This window comes from Pseudomonas sp. NFACC32-1 (assembly GCF_900101215.1).
GTDB lineage: Bacteria > Pseudomonadota > Gammaproteobacteria > Pseudomonadales > Pseudomonadaceae > Aquipseudomonas.
Window position 1 is genome coordinate 81,662 of record NZ_FMUL01000006.1, and the last position, 13,995, is coordinate 95,656.

At 62.0% G+C, this 13,995-nt stretch carries 12 protein-coding genes; 7 read left to right on the plus strand and 5 right to left on the minus strand.

Annotated elements, in window-relative coordinates; all coding sequences use genetic code 11:
• Window positions 1-62: 62 nt before the first annotated feature.
• From BLP99_RS11880 to BLP99_RS11910, 7 genes are all read left to right on the plus strand, one after another.
• Window positions 63-506 (plus strand): Spy/CpxP family protein refolding chaperone, encoded by a 444-nt coding sequence (locus BLP99_RS11880; protein WP_072458727.1) that lies wholly within the window; start codon window positions 63-65, stop codon window positions 504-506.
• Window positions 507-572: 66 nt separating this feature from the next.
• A complete protein-coding gene (locus BLP99_RS11885) occupies window positions 573-1,913 on the plus strand; it encodes a sensor histidine kinase (RefSeq protein ID WP_072394967.1) in 1,341 nt (446 codons plus the stop codon).
• A gap of 153 nt (window positions 1,914-2,066) precedes the next feature.
• Window positions 2,067-3,494: a di-heme oxidoreductase family protein gene (locus BLP99_RS11890; RefSeq protein ID WP_092180373.1), complete on the plus strand. Its 1,428-nt coding sequence runs from the start codon at window positions 2,067-2,069 to the stop codon at window positions 3,492-3,494.
• A 30-nt stretch (window positions 3,495-3,524) separates the two neighbouring features.
• The gene (locus tag BLP99_RS11895) at window positions 3,525-4,589 is read left to right on the plus strand and encodes an imelysin family protein (RefSeq protein ID WP_072432009.1); all 1,065 of its coding nucleotides are present in this window, start codon (window positions 3,525-3,527) and stop codon (window positions 4,587-4,589) included.
• A 2-nt stretch (window positions 4,590-4,591) separates the two neighbouring features.
• Entirely contained in the window at window positions 4,592-5,689 is a 1,098-nt protein-coding gene (locus BLP99_RS11900) for a DUF1513 domain-containing protein (protein WP_072394970.1), read from the plus strand.
• A gap of 153 nt (window positions 5,690-5,842) precedes the next feature.
• Window positions 5,843-6,991: an efflux RND transporter periplasmic adaptor subunit gene (locus BLP99_RS11905; protein WP_072394972.1), complete on the plus strand. Its 1,149-nt coding sequence runs from the start codon at window positions 5,843-5,845 to the stop codon at window positions 6,989-6,991.
• Between the two features lie 13 nt (window positions 6,992-7,004).
• Window positions 7,005-10,034 (plus strand): multidrug efflux RND transporter permease subunit, encoded by a 3,030-nt coding sequence (locus BLP99_RS11910; RefSeq protein WP_072394974.1) that lies wholly within the window; start codon window positions 7,005-7,007, stop codon window positions 10,032-10,034.
• Between the two features lie 51 nt (window positions 10,035-10,085).
• Here the strand turns inward: BLP99_RS11910 and BLP99_RS11915 are convergent, their stop codons facing one another.
• The 5 genes from BLP99_RS11915 to colR form a co-directional block, all read right to left on the minus strand.
• Window positions 10,086-10,313, minus strand: coding sequence for a hypothetical protein (locus BLP99_RS11915; RefSeq protein WP_072394976.1), 228 nt, complete (start codon window positions 10,311-10,313; stop codon window positions 10,086-10,088).
• Between the two features lie 2 nt (window positions 10,314-10,315).
• On the minus strand, window positions 10,316-11,026 hold the full coding sequence (locus BLP99_RS11920) for a lipopolysaccharide kinase InaA family protein (protein WP_072432008.1): 711 nt from the start codon (window positions 11,024-11,026) through the stop codon (window positions 10,316-10,318).
• 4 nt (window positions 11,027-11,030) lie between these two features.
• Window positions 11,031-11,699 carry a class I SAM-dependent methyltransferase gene (locus BLP99_RS11925; protein ID WP_072394980.1) on the minus strand — a complete coding sequence of 223 codons (669 nt, stop codon included), beginning with the start codon at window positions 11,697-11,699 and terminating at the stop codon, window positions 11,031-11,033.
• Between the two features lie 142 nt (window positions 11,700-11,841).
• Complete coding sequence (locus BLP99_RS11930) at window positions 11,842-13,119, minus strand: sensor histidine kinase (RefSeq protein WP_072394982.1); 1,278 nt, start codon at window positions 13,117-13,119, stop codon at window positions 11,842-11,844.
• Complete coding sequence (colR, locus tag BLP99_RS11935) at window positions 13,109-13,792, minus strand: two-component system response regulator ColR (RefSeq protein WP_072394984.1); 684 nt, start codon at window positions 13,790-13,792, stop codon at window positions 13,109-13,111. The genes BLP99_RS11930 and colR overlap by 11 nt, the downstream gene beginning before the upstream one ends.
• Between the last annotated feature and the right edge of the window lie 203 nt (window positions 13,793-13,995).

The following is a 13,995-nucleotide window of genomic DNA, read 5'->3' on the forward strand; positions in this document are numbered from 1 at the left end:
CCTTGATCTGCGTAATCTGCACTCATCCGGAACTGACCGGGAACGAGACAAGGAGATACACCATGCGCAAGACTCTCATCGCTCTGATGTTCGCAACCGCCCTGCCTACCGTCGCCATGGCCATGCCGGAAGGCGCCGGTCCGATGGGGCCGATGGGCCCGATGGACGGCCCGCGTCACGGCCAGATGCACGACAAAGGTCCGTACAGCCAACTGGACCTGACCCCCGAACAGCGCCAGCAGATCCGTCGGATCATGGGCGAACAGCGCCACGAACGCCGGGAGCTGGTCGAGAAGTACCTGGCGAAGCTATCGCCGGCCGACCAGAAGGCCATGCAGGATGAAGTGAAGGCTCGCCACGAGAAAGTCGATGCCCAGATCCGCGGCCTGCTCAAACCTGAACAGCAGAAAGAGTTCGACGCGATCCAGAAGAAACAGGCCGAGCGTCGCGCCGAATGGGCTGAGTTCAAGGCCTGGAAAGCGCAACAGCCACAAAAAGCGCAATAATGCGCTGATGCATCCCGGCCCAACGGTTGATGACCGTTGGGCTTTCTTTGTTTTCGAGGATTTACCGTGCGTTCATTGTTCTGGCGCATCCTGGCCAGTTTCTGGCTGGCGATTACCCTGGTGGCAGGGCTTTCGATTCTCATGGGCCACATGCTGAACCAGGACGCCTGGATACTGAGCCGTCATCCGGGCCTCAACACCCTGGCCGAAGAATGGACGCAAACCTACGAAAGCCAGGGCGAAGACGCCGCCCAAGGCATCCTGCAACAACGCAAGCGTCAGTACCATATCGACGTTCAGGTACTCAACGAAAGCGGCGACCCCGTGGTGCGGGGCACCTTTCCACATCGCGCCGCGGCCTTCGAGGCACGTCAGAACAACGATGACCGCCGCCTGCCCTGGCGGCGACTGACCGATGAGTTCACCAGCAGCAAGACCGGCGACACGTATCTGTTCATCTATCGCATCCCCCACCCCGAGCTGGATGCCTGGCATCGCGGCAGCCTGCTGTGGCCGCTGAGCGCCCTGGGAATCGCGCTGGTGGTGCTGACCTTGTTCAGCCTGCTGGTGACCCTTTCCATCACTCGCCCGTTGAGTCGCCTGCGCGGTGCCGTGCATGACCTGGGGCAGACGACCTATCAGCAGAACAGTCTCGCCAAACTGGCCAATCGCCGGGACGAATTCGGGGTACTGGCGACAGACTTCAACCGCATGGGCGCACGCTTGCAAAGCCTGATCGGCAGTCAGCGCCAATTGCTGCGGGATGTCTCTCACGAGCTGCGCTCGCCCCTGGCCCGGCTGCGCATTGCGCTGGCTCTGGCCGAGCGGGCGGCTCCCCAGGAGCGGGAAAACCTGTGGCCGCGCCTGACACGCGAATGCGACCGCCTGGAAGCGCTGATCAGCGAAATCCTGGTATTGGCCCGGGTCGATGCCGATAACGCCAGCGCCGAAGAGGTAGACCTCGACGGCCTGCTGGTTGCCCTGCAAAAGGACGCGCAACTGGCCTCACCGGAACAAACGGTCCAACTGGACATTGAGCCGAACCTGACCCTCAAGGGCTGGCCGACCATGATCGAACGGGCCGTGGACAACCTGCTGCGCAACGCCCAGCGCTTCAACCCGCCCGGGCAACCGATCGAGATGCGCGCGGTGCGCCAAGGGGAGCGGATCCTGATCAGCGTGCGTGACCATGGCCCAGGGGTGGAAGCCGAACACCTGGGGCAATTGGGCGAGCCGTTCTACCGCGCGCCGGGCCAGACCGCCGCCGGCCATGGCCTGGGCCTTGCCATCGCCCGCCGCGCCGCCGAACGCCATGGTGGTGCGCTGGTGCTGGCCAATCACCCCGAGGGCGGGTTCATCGCCAGCCTTGAATTGCCGTTGGTGCCGGGCGCGGTTGTCCAACCGTGACCTGGCAAGGATTCCAGCGAATCCGTGGCCGCGCAGTGTGCTCTCGTCGGGCGAGGCTGTTCGCCATCAGAGCAAACGATAATTCCTCTTATTCAAACCGCCCCGCCCTGTTAGACTTTGCGCCCTCTTTTCACCTATCTCCCAGGTCGCCCGATGCTGTCGTTGCCTCTTCGTTTATGTGCACTGTTCATGGCCTTGGGCCTGAGTGCCTGCGACGACGCCCCGCGCTTTACCCAGGCCGAACCGGGTGAAGCCCGATCCGGTGGCACGGCGACGGTACGCAAGGCCGATCAGAATGCCTTCTCGCTGCCTTCGGCCAACCTGCCACCCTCGCGGCGCGTGGATTTCAGTGTCGGCAACAGTTTCTTCCGCAGCCCCTGGGTGATCGCGCCGTCCACCACCACTGCCCGGGATGGTCTTGGGCCATTGTTCAACACCAACGCCTGCCAGAACTGCCACATCAAGGATGGTCGCGGCCATCCGCCGGAACCCGGCGCGACCAGTGCGGTATCGATGCTGGTTCGCCTGTCGATACCCGACGCACCGCCCTACGCCAAGGTCATCGAACAACTGGGTGTGGTGCCCGAGCCCGTCTACGGCGGGCAACTGCAGGACATGTCCGTGCCAGGTGTCGTCCCGGAAGGCAAGGTACGGGTCGATTACTCCGCCGTTCCTGTGCGCTTCGAAGATGGCACCGTCGTGGAGTTGCGCAAGCCTGAGTTGCGGATCACCCAGCTCGGTTATGGACCGATGCATCCCGACACGCGCTTTTCCGCCCGCGTCGCTCCACCGATGATCGGCCTGGGGCTGCTGGAGGCCATTCCCGACGCTGCGATCCTGGCGAATGCCGAGGCCCAGGCGCGGGAAAGCAACGGCATCGCCGGGCGACCGAACCAGGTCTGGGACGATGCCCAGCACAAAACCGTCATGGGGCGCTTCGGCTGGAAGGCCGGCCAGCCCAACCTGAACCAACAGAACGTTCATGCCTTTTCCGGCGATATGGGCCTGACGACAAGCCTGCGCCCGTTCGACGATTGCACCCAGGCCCAGGTCGATTGCAAACGCGCTCCCAGTGGCAATGGCCCGGACGGCGAGCCGGAAGTCAGCGACAACATCCTGCGGCTGGTGCTGTTCTATAGCCGCAACCTCGCCGTGCCAGCCCGTCGCGATGTCGACTCGCCCCAGGTGCTGGCCGGCAAGAACCTGTTTTTCCAGGCCGGCTGCCAATCGTGTCACACACCGCAGTACACCACCTCGGCCAACGCCGCCGAACCGGAGCTGGCAAACCAGGTCATCCGGCCCTACACCGACCTGCTGCTGCACGACATGGGCGAAGGGCTGGCCGACAACCGCAGCGAATTCAAGGCCAGTGGCCGTGACTGGCGCACTGCGCCGCTGTGGGGCATCGGCCTGACCGAAACTGTCAACGGCCACACCCAGTTCTTGCACGACGGTCGCGCCCGCAACCTGCTCGAAGCCGTGCTTTGGCATGGCGGCGAAGCACAAGCGGCGCAGCGCCAGGTCCTGGCGTTCAATGCCGAGCAGCGCGCCGCGTTGCTGGCGTTCCTGAATTCTCTTTAAACGCATTTTCCGAAAAACGGGAGCCCGACAATGTTCCGTCCCAAGCTGTTGTTCACCAGCCTCGCCGCCCTCGCCCTCGGTGCCTGCTCGCCACAGGATCCACAGGCGGTCACCTCGGCGGCTATCGCCAAGCAAGTGATCCTGCCGACCTACAGCCGCTGGGTCGATGCCGACCGACAACTGGCAGCCAGCGCCCTGGCGTTCTGCCAGGGCAAGGAAAACCTGGAGACCGCTCGCGCCGATTTCCTCAAGGCACAAAAGGCCTGGGCCGAACTCCAGCCGCTGCTGATCGGCCCGTTGGCCGAGGGCAACCGCGCCTGGCAGGTGCAGTTCTGGCCGGACAAGAAGAACCTGGTAGGCCGTCAGGTCGAGCAACTGGTCAACAGCCAGCCGCAGATCGACGCTGCCGGCCTGGCCAAGTCCAGCGTCGTGGTCCAGGGCCTGTCGGCCTACGAATACCTGCTGTTCGACGCCCGGATCGACATGGCCGACAGCGCGCAGAAAGCCAAGTATTGCCCGCTGCTGATGGCCATTGGCGAACGCCAGAAACAACTCGCCGAAGAGATCCTGTCGCGCTGGAACACCAACGACGGCATGCTCGCCCAGATGAGCAAGTTCCCCAACCAGCGCTACGCCGACTCCCATGAGGCCATTGCCGACCTGCTGCGTGTCCAGGTCACCGCCCTGGACACCCTGAAGAAAAAACTCGGCACCCCGATGGGCCGTCAGAGCAAGGGCGTCCCACAACCTTTCCAGGCCGATGCCTGGCGCAGCCAATCCTCGTTGCAAGGCCTGGAGGCCAGCCTGAGTGCTGCCCGGACCGTCTGGGAAGGCGTGGATAACAAAGGCCTGCGCGGCTTGCTGCCAAGCGACCAGAAACCGCTGGCCGACAAGATCGACGCCGCCTATGACGCTTCGCTGAAACTGTTCGCCAGCAGCCAGCGTTCGCTGACCGAAATGCTCGGCGACGACGCCGGTCGCCAGCAACTCAACGATCTGTACGACAGCCTCAATGTCGTCCATCGCCTGCACGAAGGTGAACTGGCCAAGGCGCTGGGCATCCAACTGGGCTTCAACGCCAACGACGGTGACTGATCATGTTTCGACGTCAGGCTCTGGCGCTGGGCAGCTTGCTGCTCGGTGCCGTTACCCTGGGCGGCTGGACGCTGTTCAAGCAAAAGGACAAGAGTCCGCTACTGCTGTCGGCACGAGACGATGGTGACGGCAAGCACTATGCCGTCGGCTACCGACTGGATGGCACGCAAGTATTCGCCACCCGGGTCGGGCAACGCTGCCATGACATCGTCAACCATCCGACACGGCCCATCGCCCTGTTCGTCGCCCGGCGTCCGGGCACCGAAAGCTATCTGATCGACCTGCGCGACGGAGCCTTGCTGCAGACGATCGCTTCGTTGCCGAACCGACATTTCTATGGTCACGCGGTGATCCATGGCAGCGGCGAATGGCTGTACGCCACCGAGAACGACACCAGCGATCCGGGACGCGGCCTGCTGGGCATGTACCGTTTCGACGGCGAGCGCCTGGTGCACAGCGGCGAGATTTCCACCCATGGCATCGGCCCGCACCAGGTGTCGTGGCTGCCCGACGGCGAGACCCTGGTGGTGGCCAATGGCGGCATCCGCACCGAGGCCGAGAGCCGGGTAGAGATGAACCTCGACGCCATGGAGCCGAGCCTGGTCCTGATGCGGCGCGATGGCACGCTGCTGAGCAAGGAAACCCTCGCCCAACCGATGAACAGCGTGCGCCACCTGGGCATAGCCAGCGATGGCACCATCGTGTCCGGCCAGCAGTTCATGGGCGATCCTCACGAATCCTCAGAGCTGCTGGCAATCAAGCGCCCGGGCCAGCCATTCAAGGCGTTCCCGGTGGCCGACCACCAGTTGCAGGCGATGGGGCACTACACCGCCAGTGTCGCCGTGCACAGCGAGCTGCGCCTGGTGGCCCTGACGGCGCCGCGGGGCAATCGCTTTTTCATCTGGGACCTGGACAGCGGCGAAGTGCGCCTGGACGCGCCTCTTCCAGACTGCGCCGGCGTGGGTGCGGTGGCCGACGGTTTCGTCGTGACCTCGGGTCAAGGCCGATGCCGCTATTACGATTGCCGCCAGCCACAACTGGTTGCAAAACCGCTGGACCTGCCAGCGGGGCTCTGGGACAACCATTTGCACCTGGTGTGATCGAAGGGGCGAAGCCGCCTGGACCGAGCCCCTTGAAATTTCAGGAATAATCCTACGCGACAGCCCCCCGACAACATCTGGAATCCCCCGCACACTCGGAGTAAGGTGCCCGCCTGACTGTATTTCTTTTAGGCTTTTCCAAGGAAGTGGAACATGCTGCGACGCCGCATGCTGATCATGTTGGGTGTTGTCCTGCTGGTGGTGCTGTTGCTGGCTGGCTACAAGGCCTTCTCCGTTTACCAGCAGATCCAGATGTTTTCTGCACCGAAACCGCCCATCAGCGTGGCAGTGGCCACCGCCGCCGAACAACCCTGGCAGGCGCGACTGCCCACCGTTGGCAGCCTCAAGGCACTGCAAGGCGTGGACCTGAGCCTGGAGATCGCCGGGACCGTGCAGAAGGTGCTCTTCCAGTCGGGACAAAAGGTCAAGGCCGGCCAGCCCCTGCTGCAACTGGACAGTGATGTCGAAACCGCCCTGCTGGAAACCGCCCAGGCGGACCTTGGCCTGTCGCAGCTGGACTTCGGCCGCGGCCGGCAGCTGGTAGGCAGCCAGGCGATCTCCAAGGGCGAATTCGACCGGCTCGGGGCGCAACTCAAGAAGAACCAGGCCACGGTCAACCAACTGAAGGCTTCGCTGGCCAAGAAACAGATCGTCGCGCCGTTCAGCGGCACCATCGGCATTCGCCAGGTGGATGTCGGCGACTACCTGGCCAGCGGTACGGTAATCGCCACCCTGCAAGACCTCAGCAGCCTCTACGTGGATTTCTATGTGCCCGAACAGACGGTGCCCAGGCTTGCCATTGCCCAACCGGTCAACGTGAACGTGTCGGCCTATCCGGGCCAGACCTTCGTCGGCACCATCAGCGCCATCAACCCCAAGGTCGAGGACAGCACTCGCAACGTACTGGTGCGCGCCACCCTGGCCAACCCCGACGGCAAGCTGCTGCCCGGCATGTTCGCCAGCCTCCAGGTGATCCTGCCGGAGATGGCTGCCGGCATCGTCGTACCGGAAAGTGCCGTGACCTACACCCTCTATGGCAACTCCATGTACGTGGTGACGCAGAAGAAAGCCGCCGACGGCAGCACTGAAAAGGATGACAAGGGCCAGCCAGTGCTGATCGCCGAACGGCGTTTCGTCGAGACCGGTGAGCGCCGTGACGGTCAGGTGCTGGTCTCCAAGGGCGTGCAAAGCGGTGAACAGGTCGTGATCGCCGGCCAGATCAAGCTCGATAACGGCACCCCCGTCGCCATCAGCGATGACAAGACCCTGACCGAACAGAACAGCCCGCCACGCGCGGACTGATCAAGGAATCCCCATGGCTTTTACCGATCCGTTCATCCGCCGCCCGGTGCTCGCCACCGTGGTCAGCCTGTTGATCGTTCTGCTGGGCTTCCAGGCCTGGAGCAAGTTGCCCCTGCGGCAATACCCGCAAATGGAAAACGCCCTGATCACGGTGACCACCGCCTATCCGGGGGCAAACGCCGAGACCATCCAGGGCTATATCACCCAGCCGATGCAACAGAGCCTGGCCAGCGCCGAGGGCATCGACTACATGACCTCGGTCAGCCGCCAGAACTTCTCGGTGATCTCGGTCTATGCCCGCATCGGCACCAACAACGACCGGCTGTTCACCGAGCTGCTGGCCAAGGCCAACGAAGTCAAGAACGAGCTGCCCCAGGACGCGGAAGACCCGGTGCTCAGCCGTGAGGCGGCCGATGCCTCGGCGCTGATGTACATCAGTTTCTACAGCCAGGAACTGAGCAACCCGCAGATCACCGACTACCTGTCGCGGGTGGTCCAGCCCAAGCTGGCCACCCTCCCTGGCATGGCTGAAGCGGAAATCCTCGGCAACCAGGTCTTCGCCATGCGCCTGTGGCTGGACCCGGTCAAGCTCGCCGGCTTCGGCCTGACCGCCGCCGACGTGACAGCTGCCGTGCGCCAGTACAACTTCCTCTCGGCCGCCGGCGAAGTGAAAGGCGAATACGTCGTCACCAGCATCAACGCCAATACCGAGCTCAAGACCGCGGAAGCCTTCGCCGCGATTCCGCTCAAGACCGAGGGTGACAGCCGCGTGCTGCTACGGGACGTGGCGCGGGTGGAGATGGGCGCGGAAAACTACGACACCATCAGCTCCTTCGGGGGCACCCCCTCCGTTTACATCGGCATCAAGGCCACCCCCGGCGCCAACCCGCTGGACGTGATCAAGGAAGTACGCCGGGTCATGCCGGAACTGGAAGCCCAGCTGCCGTCGAACCTGAAGGCCGAGATCGCCTATGACGCGACGCTGTTCATCCAGGCTTCCATCGATGAAGTGGTGAAGACCCTCTTCGAAGCCGTGCTGATCGTCATCGTCGTGGTCTTTCTCTTCCTCGGTGCGCTGCGTTCGGTCGTCATCCCGGTAGTGACCATCCCGCTGTCGATGATCGGCGTGATGTTCTTCATGCAGTTGATGGGCTACTCGATGAACCTGCTGACGCTGCTCGCCATGGTGCTGGCCATCGGCCTGGTGGTGGACGATGCCATCGTCGTGGTGGAGAACATCCACCGGCATATCGAGGAAGGCAAGAGCCCGTTCGACGCTGCGCTGGAAGGCGCCCGGGAAATTGCCATGCCGGTGGTCTCGATGACCATCACCCTGGCAGCGGTGTATGCGCCGATCGGCCTGCTGGAAGGCCTGACAGGCGCCTTGTTCAAGGAGTTCGCCCTGACCCTGGCCGGTGCCGTGGTGATATCCGGCATCGTTGCCCTGACCTTGTCGCCGATGATGTGCGCCATGCTGCTGCGGCGCGACGAAAACCCTTCGGGCCTGGCTCATCGCCTGGATGGCATGTTCGAACGCCTGAAAAGCCGCTACCAGCGCATGCTCCACGGCACCCTCAATACCCGGCCGGCGGTGCTGGTATTCGCGGTGATCGTATTGCTGCTGATTCCGGTGCTGGTCATGTTCACCAAATCCGAGCTGGCCCCCGATGAAGACCAGGGCATCATCTTCATGATGGCCAGCGCGCCACAGCACACCAACCTCGATTACCTGAACGCCTACACCGACCACTTCCTCACGATCTTCAAGGAATTCCCGGAGTACTACTCCTCGTTCCAGATCAATGGCTACAACGGCGTCCAATCCGGTATCGGTGGTTTCCTCCTCAAGCCCTGGAACGAACGCGACCGCACCCAGATGGAAATCCTGCCTGAAGTCCAGGAACGACTGGAGACGATACCGGGCCTGCAGATCTTCGGCTTCAACCTGCCTTCCCTGCCGGGCACTGGCGAGGGGCTGCCCTTTGCATTCGTCATCAACGCGCCGAAAGACTACGCGACGCTGCTGGAGATTGCCGAGCGGGTCAAGAAACGCGCGCTGGAGTCCGGCAAGTTCGCCTTCATGGACATCGACCTGGCCTTCGACAAACCCGAGGTCGTCGTGGACATCGATCGCGCCAAGGCCGCCCAGATGGGCGTATCGATGCAGGACCTTGGCGGCACCCTCGCCACGCTGCTGGGGGAATCGGAAATCAACCGCTTTACCATCGAAGGGCGCAGCTACAAGGTCATCGCCCAGGTAGAACGCCCCTACCGGGACAACCCGGACTGGCTGAACAACTATTACGTCAAGAATGCCCAGGGCGAATCGCTCCCCCTGTCCACGCTGATCAAGGTCAGTGATCGGGCTCGACCGCGGCAGTTGAACCAGTTCCAGCAGCTCAACGCAGTCACGATTTCAGGTTTTCCCATCGTCAGCATGGGCGAGGCGATCGAGACGGTTCGCCAGATCGCCCAGGAAGAAGCGCCAACGGGGTTCGCCTTCGACTATGCAGGCGCATCGCGTCAGTTCGTCCAGGAAGGCAGCGCACTGTGGGTCACCTTTGCCCTGGCCCTGGCAATCATCTTCCTGGTACTGGCCGCCCAGTTCGAGAGTTTCCGGGATCCACTGGTCATCCTGGTGACAGTGCCGCTGTCCATTTGCGGAGCACTGATTCCGCTGTTCCTCGGCTGGTCGAGCATGAACATCTATACCCAGGTAGGGTTGGTGACGCTGATCGGCCTGATCAGCAAGCACGGGATCCTGATCGTCGAGTTTGCCAACCAGTTGCGCAAGGAACAGGGGCTGGCACCAAGGGAAGCCGTGGAGCAGGCCGCCTCGATTCGCTTGCGGCCAGTACTGATGACCACCGCGGCGATGGTGTTTGGCATGGTACCGCTGATCCTGGCCACGGGTGCCGGGGCGGTCAGCCGCTTCGACATCGGCATGGTGATTGCCACCGGCATGTCCATCGGCACCCTGTTCACCCTGTTCGTACTGCCCTGCATCTACACGCTGCTGGCCAAGCCGGACAAGACTGCATGAAATGAAAAGGCCTCGTACAAGCGAGGCCTTTTCATTCTGGTTTCGTGAAATTCAACTCTGTGGCCTCATGCCTTGGGAAAGACCGAACATGAACAGCAACAGGTCCTGATCCGGCCTGACCGCCTCACTGGCCTTGGCCACCCGCGGCAATGGGCAATGTGCATCGGTGTGGGAGGCATTGAGGATCTGCGAACGAGGCTGTTCCCAGACAGCCACCGCCATCGATGTCACTGCCAGGGCTCCCACCAGGAACACACCTCTAGCAATTTCCAATTTCATCGTCATAAGCCTTTGATAGCGCTGCCAAACGCCGCCTCATAAAAGTAGACGAGTTTTCTCCAGTCAGACTCGCTGAACGACGAATGGCGACGCAGCTGCTTCAAGTCATGGGAGGCGGCACTTCGGGCAGTCAGTCGCTGGCGGCACTTCTCCAGGTCCAACAGGGCCACCTCGGCCTTGGCAAACTCGCCCTCGCCGCTGACCCGCACAAACACATGCTTCATATAGAGGCAGCCGTGTTGCCAGCGACCTTTGTGCATGCGAGCCAGGTTCTCAGCCAATGCCTGGAGGATACGCTCATGCAGCGCTTCGCCATGACGCTCGCGTTCGCCTGCGGCATACCACTGTTCCAACTCCACGAAGCCATCCAACGCATGGGTCACCAACAGTGCACGCCATTTATGGACCGGATCGCGCTGGGCGCCGCAAAAGATGATCTGGGGGACGCCAACGTCCAGCCGAGTCAGAGCCAGCAGCGCGTCCTGCTCGCGCAGTACGGTCGGCCGACCAAACGGATGGAAAAAGCTGCGGTACACATGACCGATCTGACGCTTGGCGTACAGTAGATTGCCATCATCATTGTGGATCCGCTGCACACCGCTTTCACCGCCACGGCGCACATTGGGTGCTTCGACCCACTCCCCCTGCTGGTTCCAGAAGTGATCGAAATTGCCAAGGTGAACCGTCGGTACCTCTTGCGCCTGCGCAACCATGCTGTTACCTCTTGCGTAATACATAAACTCGCCACATGGCATAGAGCGGTAGGAAATCCAATCGTTCTTGAATACGGAACCCAGTCTGTCGGAATTCTTCCTCGACTGTAGCGGCCGGTAACACAAATCTGTTCTGGTAGTCTTTCTGCCCACGTGAACGTTCCAGGCGCTTGCGCTTCCAGGCCTTGAAATTGCCATCGACCCACAATGAAACGATCACGCTGTCTCGACTGACACGCTGGAATTCCCGCAGGATCGCCAGTCGGTGCGCGGCTTCACCGATGTGGTGCAACAAACGCATGCAAAAAATGCTGTCGACGGCGTTATCAGGCAAGGCAATGTCGAACGCAGATGTGTGCAAAGGTCGTACCCGTTTTACGACATCGGTCGGCTGGGCCTTCAATGCCGTCATGAGCATCGCCTCGGAATTGTCCGCACCGATGATGACCCGATTAGGTTTTTCCGCCAGCAAGGGCCAGAAACGCCCGGCACCACATGGCAAATCCAGCACCAGGCCAGGATCCCCCGCAAGCGCCAATGCCCGCCGGGCCAGTTGCTCGTCACGCTGATGGGAAAGGCGCCGACTCAAGCCGTCACGGTGTTTATGCAGGTATTGCTGGGCATGCTGCTCGTCGTACTTTTCAGAGAAATCGAGCTTGATGGCATTTGACATGGTGAGAAGCCTCCATTACTGAATGGCTTCCACCTTAGGGTTGGGCATGTTGGCGTCAGGTCATGTCTTTGTGAAAACTTCGTCGTGTAAACGGCCGAATGTTTTCAAGACTTTTCGACATGCAAGGAGGTGACGGGAACGTTCAAGGCTGCGGATTCAAGTCCACTTCGAAATGGCAACCGTTAGGCTCCATGGTGCTGAGGCTCACCGTCCAGCCCTGGTTCTCACAGATTCGCTGCACCAGCGACAGCCCCAACCCAAGCCCTTCTCCGCGTTTTTCGTTGCCGCGTACGAACGGTTCGAACATCGCCTCGCGCTTCTCCTCGGGAATACCGACCCCGCTGTCCTCGACCACGAACCCGCTGGAATTCAGCGTGAGGCGAATGAACCCCTGGTCTGTGTAGTGCAAGGCGTTGCGCAACAGGTTGCCCATGACGGCTGTCAGGAATGTCGCGTTGTACAGGGTATCGGGGGGATGCCCGGGCTCGAAGATCAGTTCCAGGCCCTTGGACTCGATCGGGGTTCGCCACAACCCGATGAGGTTATCGGCGACTTGGCCCAGCGTCATTCGAGGGGACATGCCACTGTCTTCACGCTGGGTCCTGGCGAGCATCAGGAAGGTCTGCACCAGCTCACGCATCTCTTCACTGGCGCGGTTGATACGCTCGACCTGGGTGCGACCGCGTTGATCCAAGGCCGGGTTCTCCAGCAACAGCTCGCAGGACGTCGCCAGCACCATCAACGGAGTGCGCAACTCGTGACTCACATCACTGGTGAACAACCGTTCCCGCGTCAACGCCTGGCGCAAACGCCCCAGCGTGGCGTCGAATGCCACGGCAAGTTCGCCCACCTCATCGGCGGCATAATCGGGGGCCAACGGCGGGGCGAGCCCGAGGAGCTGGTCTCGATGGCGCACTTGCTGGGCCAGGCGCACCACCGGCGCCATCACCCGACGAGCCAGGACCCAACCCAGGAACACTGCAAGCGCCAGGCTGAGCACGAACCCCACCAGCACCACGGCGAACAGTACCCGTTCACGCTCCTCGAAATCGCTCTGGTCTTGCAGCAGCACGTAGTGCCGACCGTCCACGATCTCCACCATGGCGTGATAGGACAACTGCTCCCGGAACACTTCATGGAAACCGCGTTCCAGATGACGCAGATCCTTGGGCAACTCGAAGTCGCCCGGGCCACCACTGAAGTAGAACAGCTGGTCGGGTTCCGGGCGATGGCTCCAGTCCGACACGCTGTCCATCAGCAACAGGCGCTGCAGGTCGCCTCCCAGCCCGGCGGAAATCAACTTTTCTTCCACCAGATGGACCGTCGCCACGATGCCCATGGCGAACGCTCCGGCCACCAACGCGCTCATCAGTGCAAAAGCGATGATGATCCGTTGGGCAAGGCTCTGCTTAAACTCCATCTCGGCCCTCGGCCAGGCGATAACCCACGCCGTGCACGGTATGCAGCAGGGGTTTGTCGAAAGGCTTGTCGATCACCTGGCGCAATTGGTGAACGTGGCTGCGCAGGCTGTCGCTGTCCGGGCAGTCGTCGCCCCACAAGGCTTCCTCGAGGATTTCCCGGCGCAACACGTGGGGGCTCTTCTGCATCAGTACCGCCAGCAGCTTCAGGCCGACCGGGTTGAGCTTGAGCAGCTTGCCTTCGCGTGTCACTTCCAGGGTGTCGAGGTCGTAGCTCAGGTCGCCGACCTGCAAGGCGCGCCGACCGCCGCCCTGGGTCCGACGCATCACGGCTTCGATCCGTGCCGCCAGTTCCGACAGGGCAAAGGGTTTGATCAGGTAATCGTCGGCCCCGGATTTGAAACCTTGCAAGCGATCATCCAGTTGGTCGCGAGCCGTGAGCATGATCACGGGCGTGTCGCGCCGGGCATCTTCCCGCAGGCGCTTGCACAAGGTGTAGCCGTCGATCCCCGGCAGCATGATATCGAGCACGATCAGGTCGTAGTGCTCGGTCGCGGCCAGATGCAACCCCGACAAACCGTCCTGTGCGCAATCGACGGTATAACCTTTGAGCCCCAGGTAATCGGCCAGGTTGGCCAGGATGTCACGGTTGTCTTCAACCAACAGAATTCGCATGGGATCTCCTCCGCTCACGCTAGACGGTCTTCGTGGCCCGCGCAGCTTAAGGCCAAGCGTCGCTTCCGGCTAGAGGCGCATCTTTGGTCCTCGCCGGTGAACCTTGAGGGGACCTTTCCGGAAAAAGGATCTTGACGAGTTTTTCACCGGGCATTCACACCTCCCCAACGCAGCGCCGGGCAGACTGCGCGCATTGCCGTTCA

Bases quoted from the DNA above. Each gene is read 5' to 3' on its own strand.
- BLP99_RS11880 (WP_072458727.1), top strand. From the start codon at position 63: ATGCGCAAGACTCTCATCGCTCTGATGTTCGCAACCGCCCTGCCTACC.
- BLP99_RS11890 (WP_092180373.1), top strand. From the start codon at position 2,067: ATGCTGTCGTTGCCTCTTCGTTTATGTGCACTGTTCATGGCCTTGGGC.
- BLP99_RS11895 (WP_072432009.1), top strand. From the start codon at position 3,525: ATGTTCCGTCCCAAGCTGTTGTTCACCAGCCTCGCCGCCCTCGCCCTC.
- BLP99_RS11900 (WP_072394970.1), top strand. From the start codon at position 4,592: ATGTTTCGACGTCAGGCTCTGGCGCTGGGCAGCTTGCTGCTCGGTGCC.
- BLP99_RS11905 (WP_072394972.1), top strand. From the start codon at position 5,843: ATGCTGCGACGCCGCATGCTGATCATGTTGGGTGTTGTCCTGCTGGTG.
- BLP99_RS11910 (WP_072394974.1), top strand. From the start codon at position 7,005: ATGGCTTTTACCGATCCGTTCATCCGCCGCCCGGTGCTCGCCACCGTG.
- BLP99_RS11915 (WP_072394976.1), bottom strand. From the start codon at position 10,313: ATGAAATTGGAAATTGCTAGAGGTGTGTTCCTGGTGGGAGCCCTGGCA.
- BLP99_RS11920 (WP_072432008.1), bottom strand. From the start codon at position 11,026: ATGGTTGCGCAGGCGCAAGAGGTACCGACGGTTCACCTTGGCAATTTC.
- BLP99_RS11925 (WP_072394980.1), bottom strand. From the start codon at position 11,699: ATGTCAAATGCCATCAAGCTCGATTTCTCTGAAAAGTACGACGAGCAG.
- BLP99_RS11930 (WP_072394982.1), bottom strand. From the start codon at position 13,119: ATGGAGTTTAAGCAGAGCCTTGCCCAACGGATCATCATCGCTTTTGCA.
- colR (WP_072394984.1), bottom strand. From the start codon at position 13,792: ATGCGAATTCTGTTGGTTGAAGACAACCGTGACATCCTGGCCAACCTG.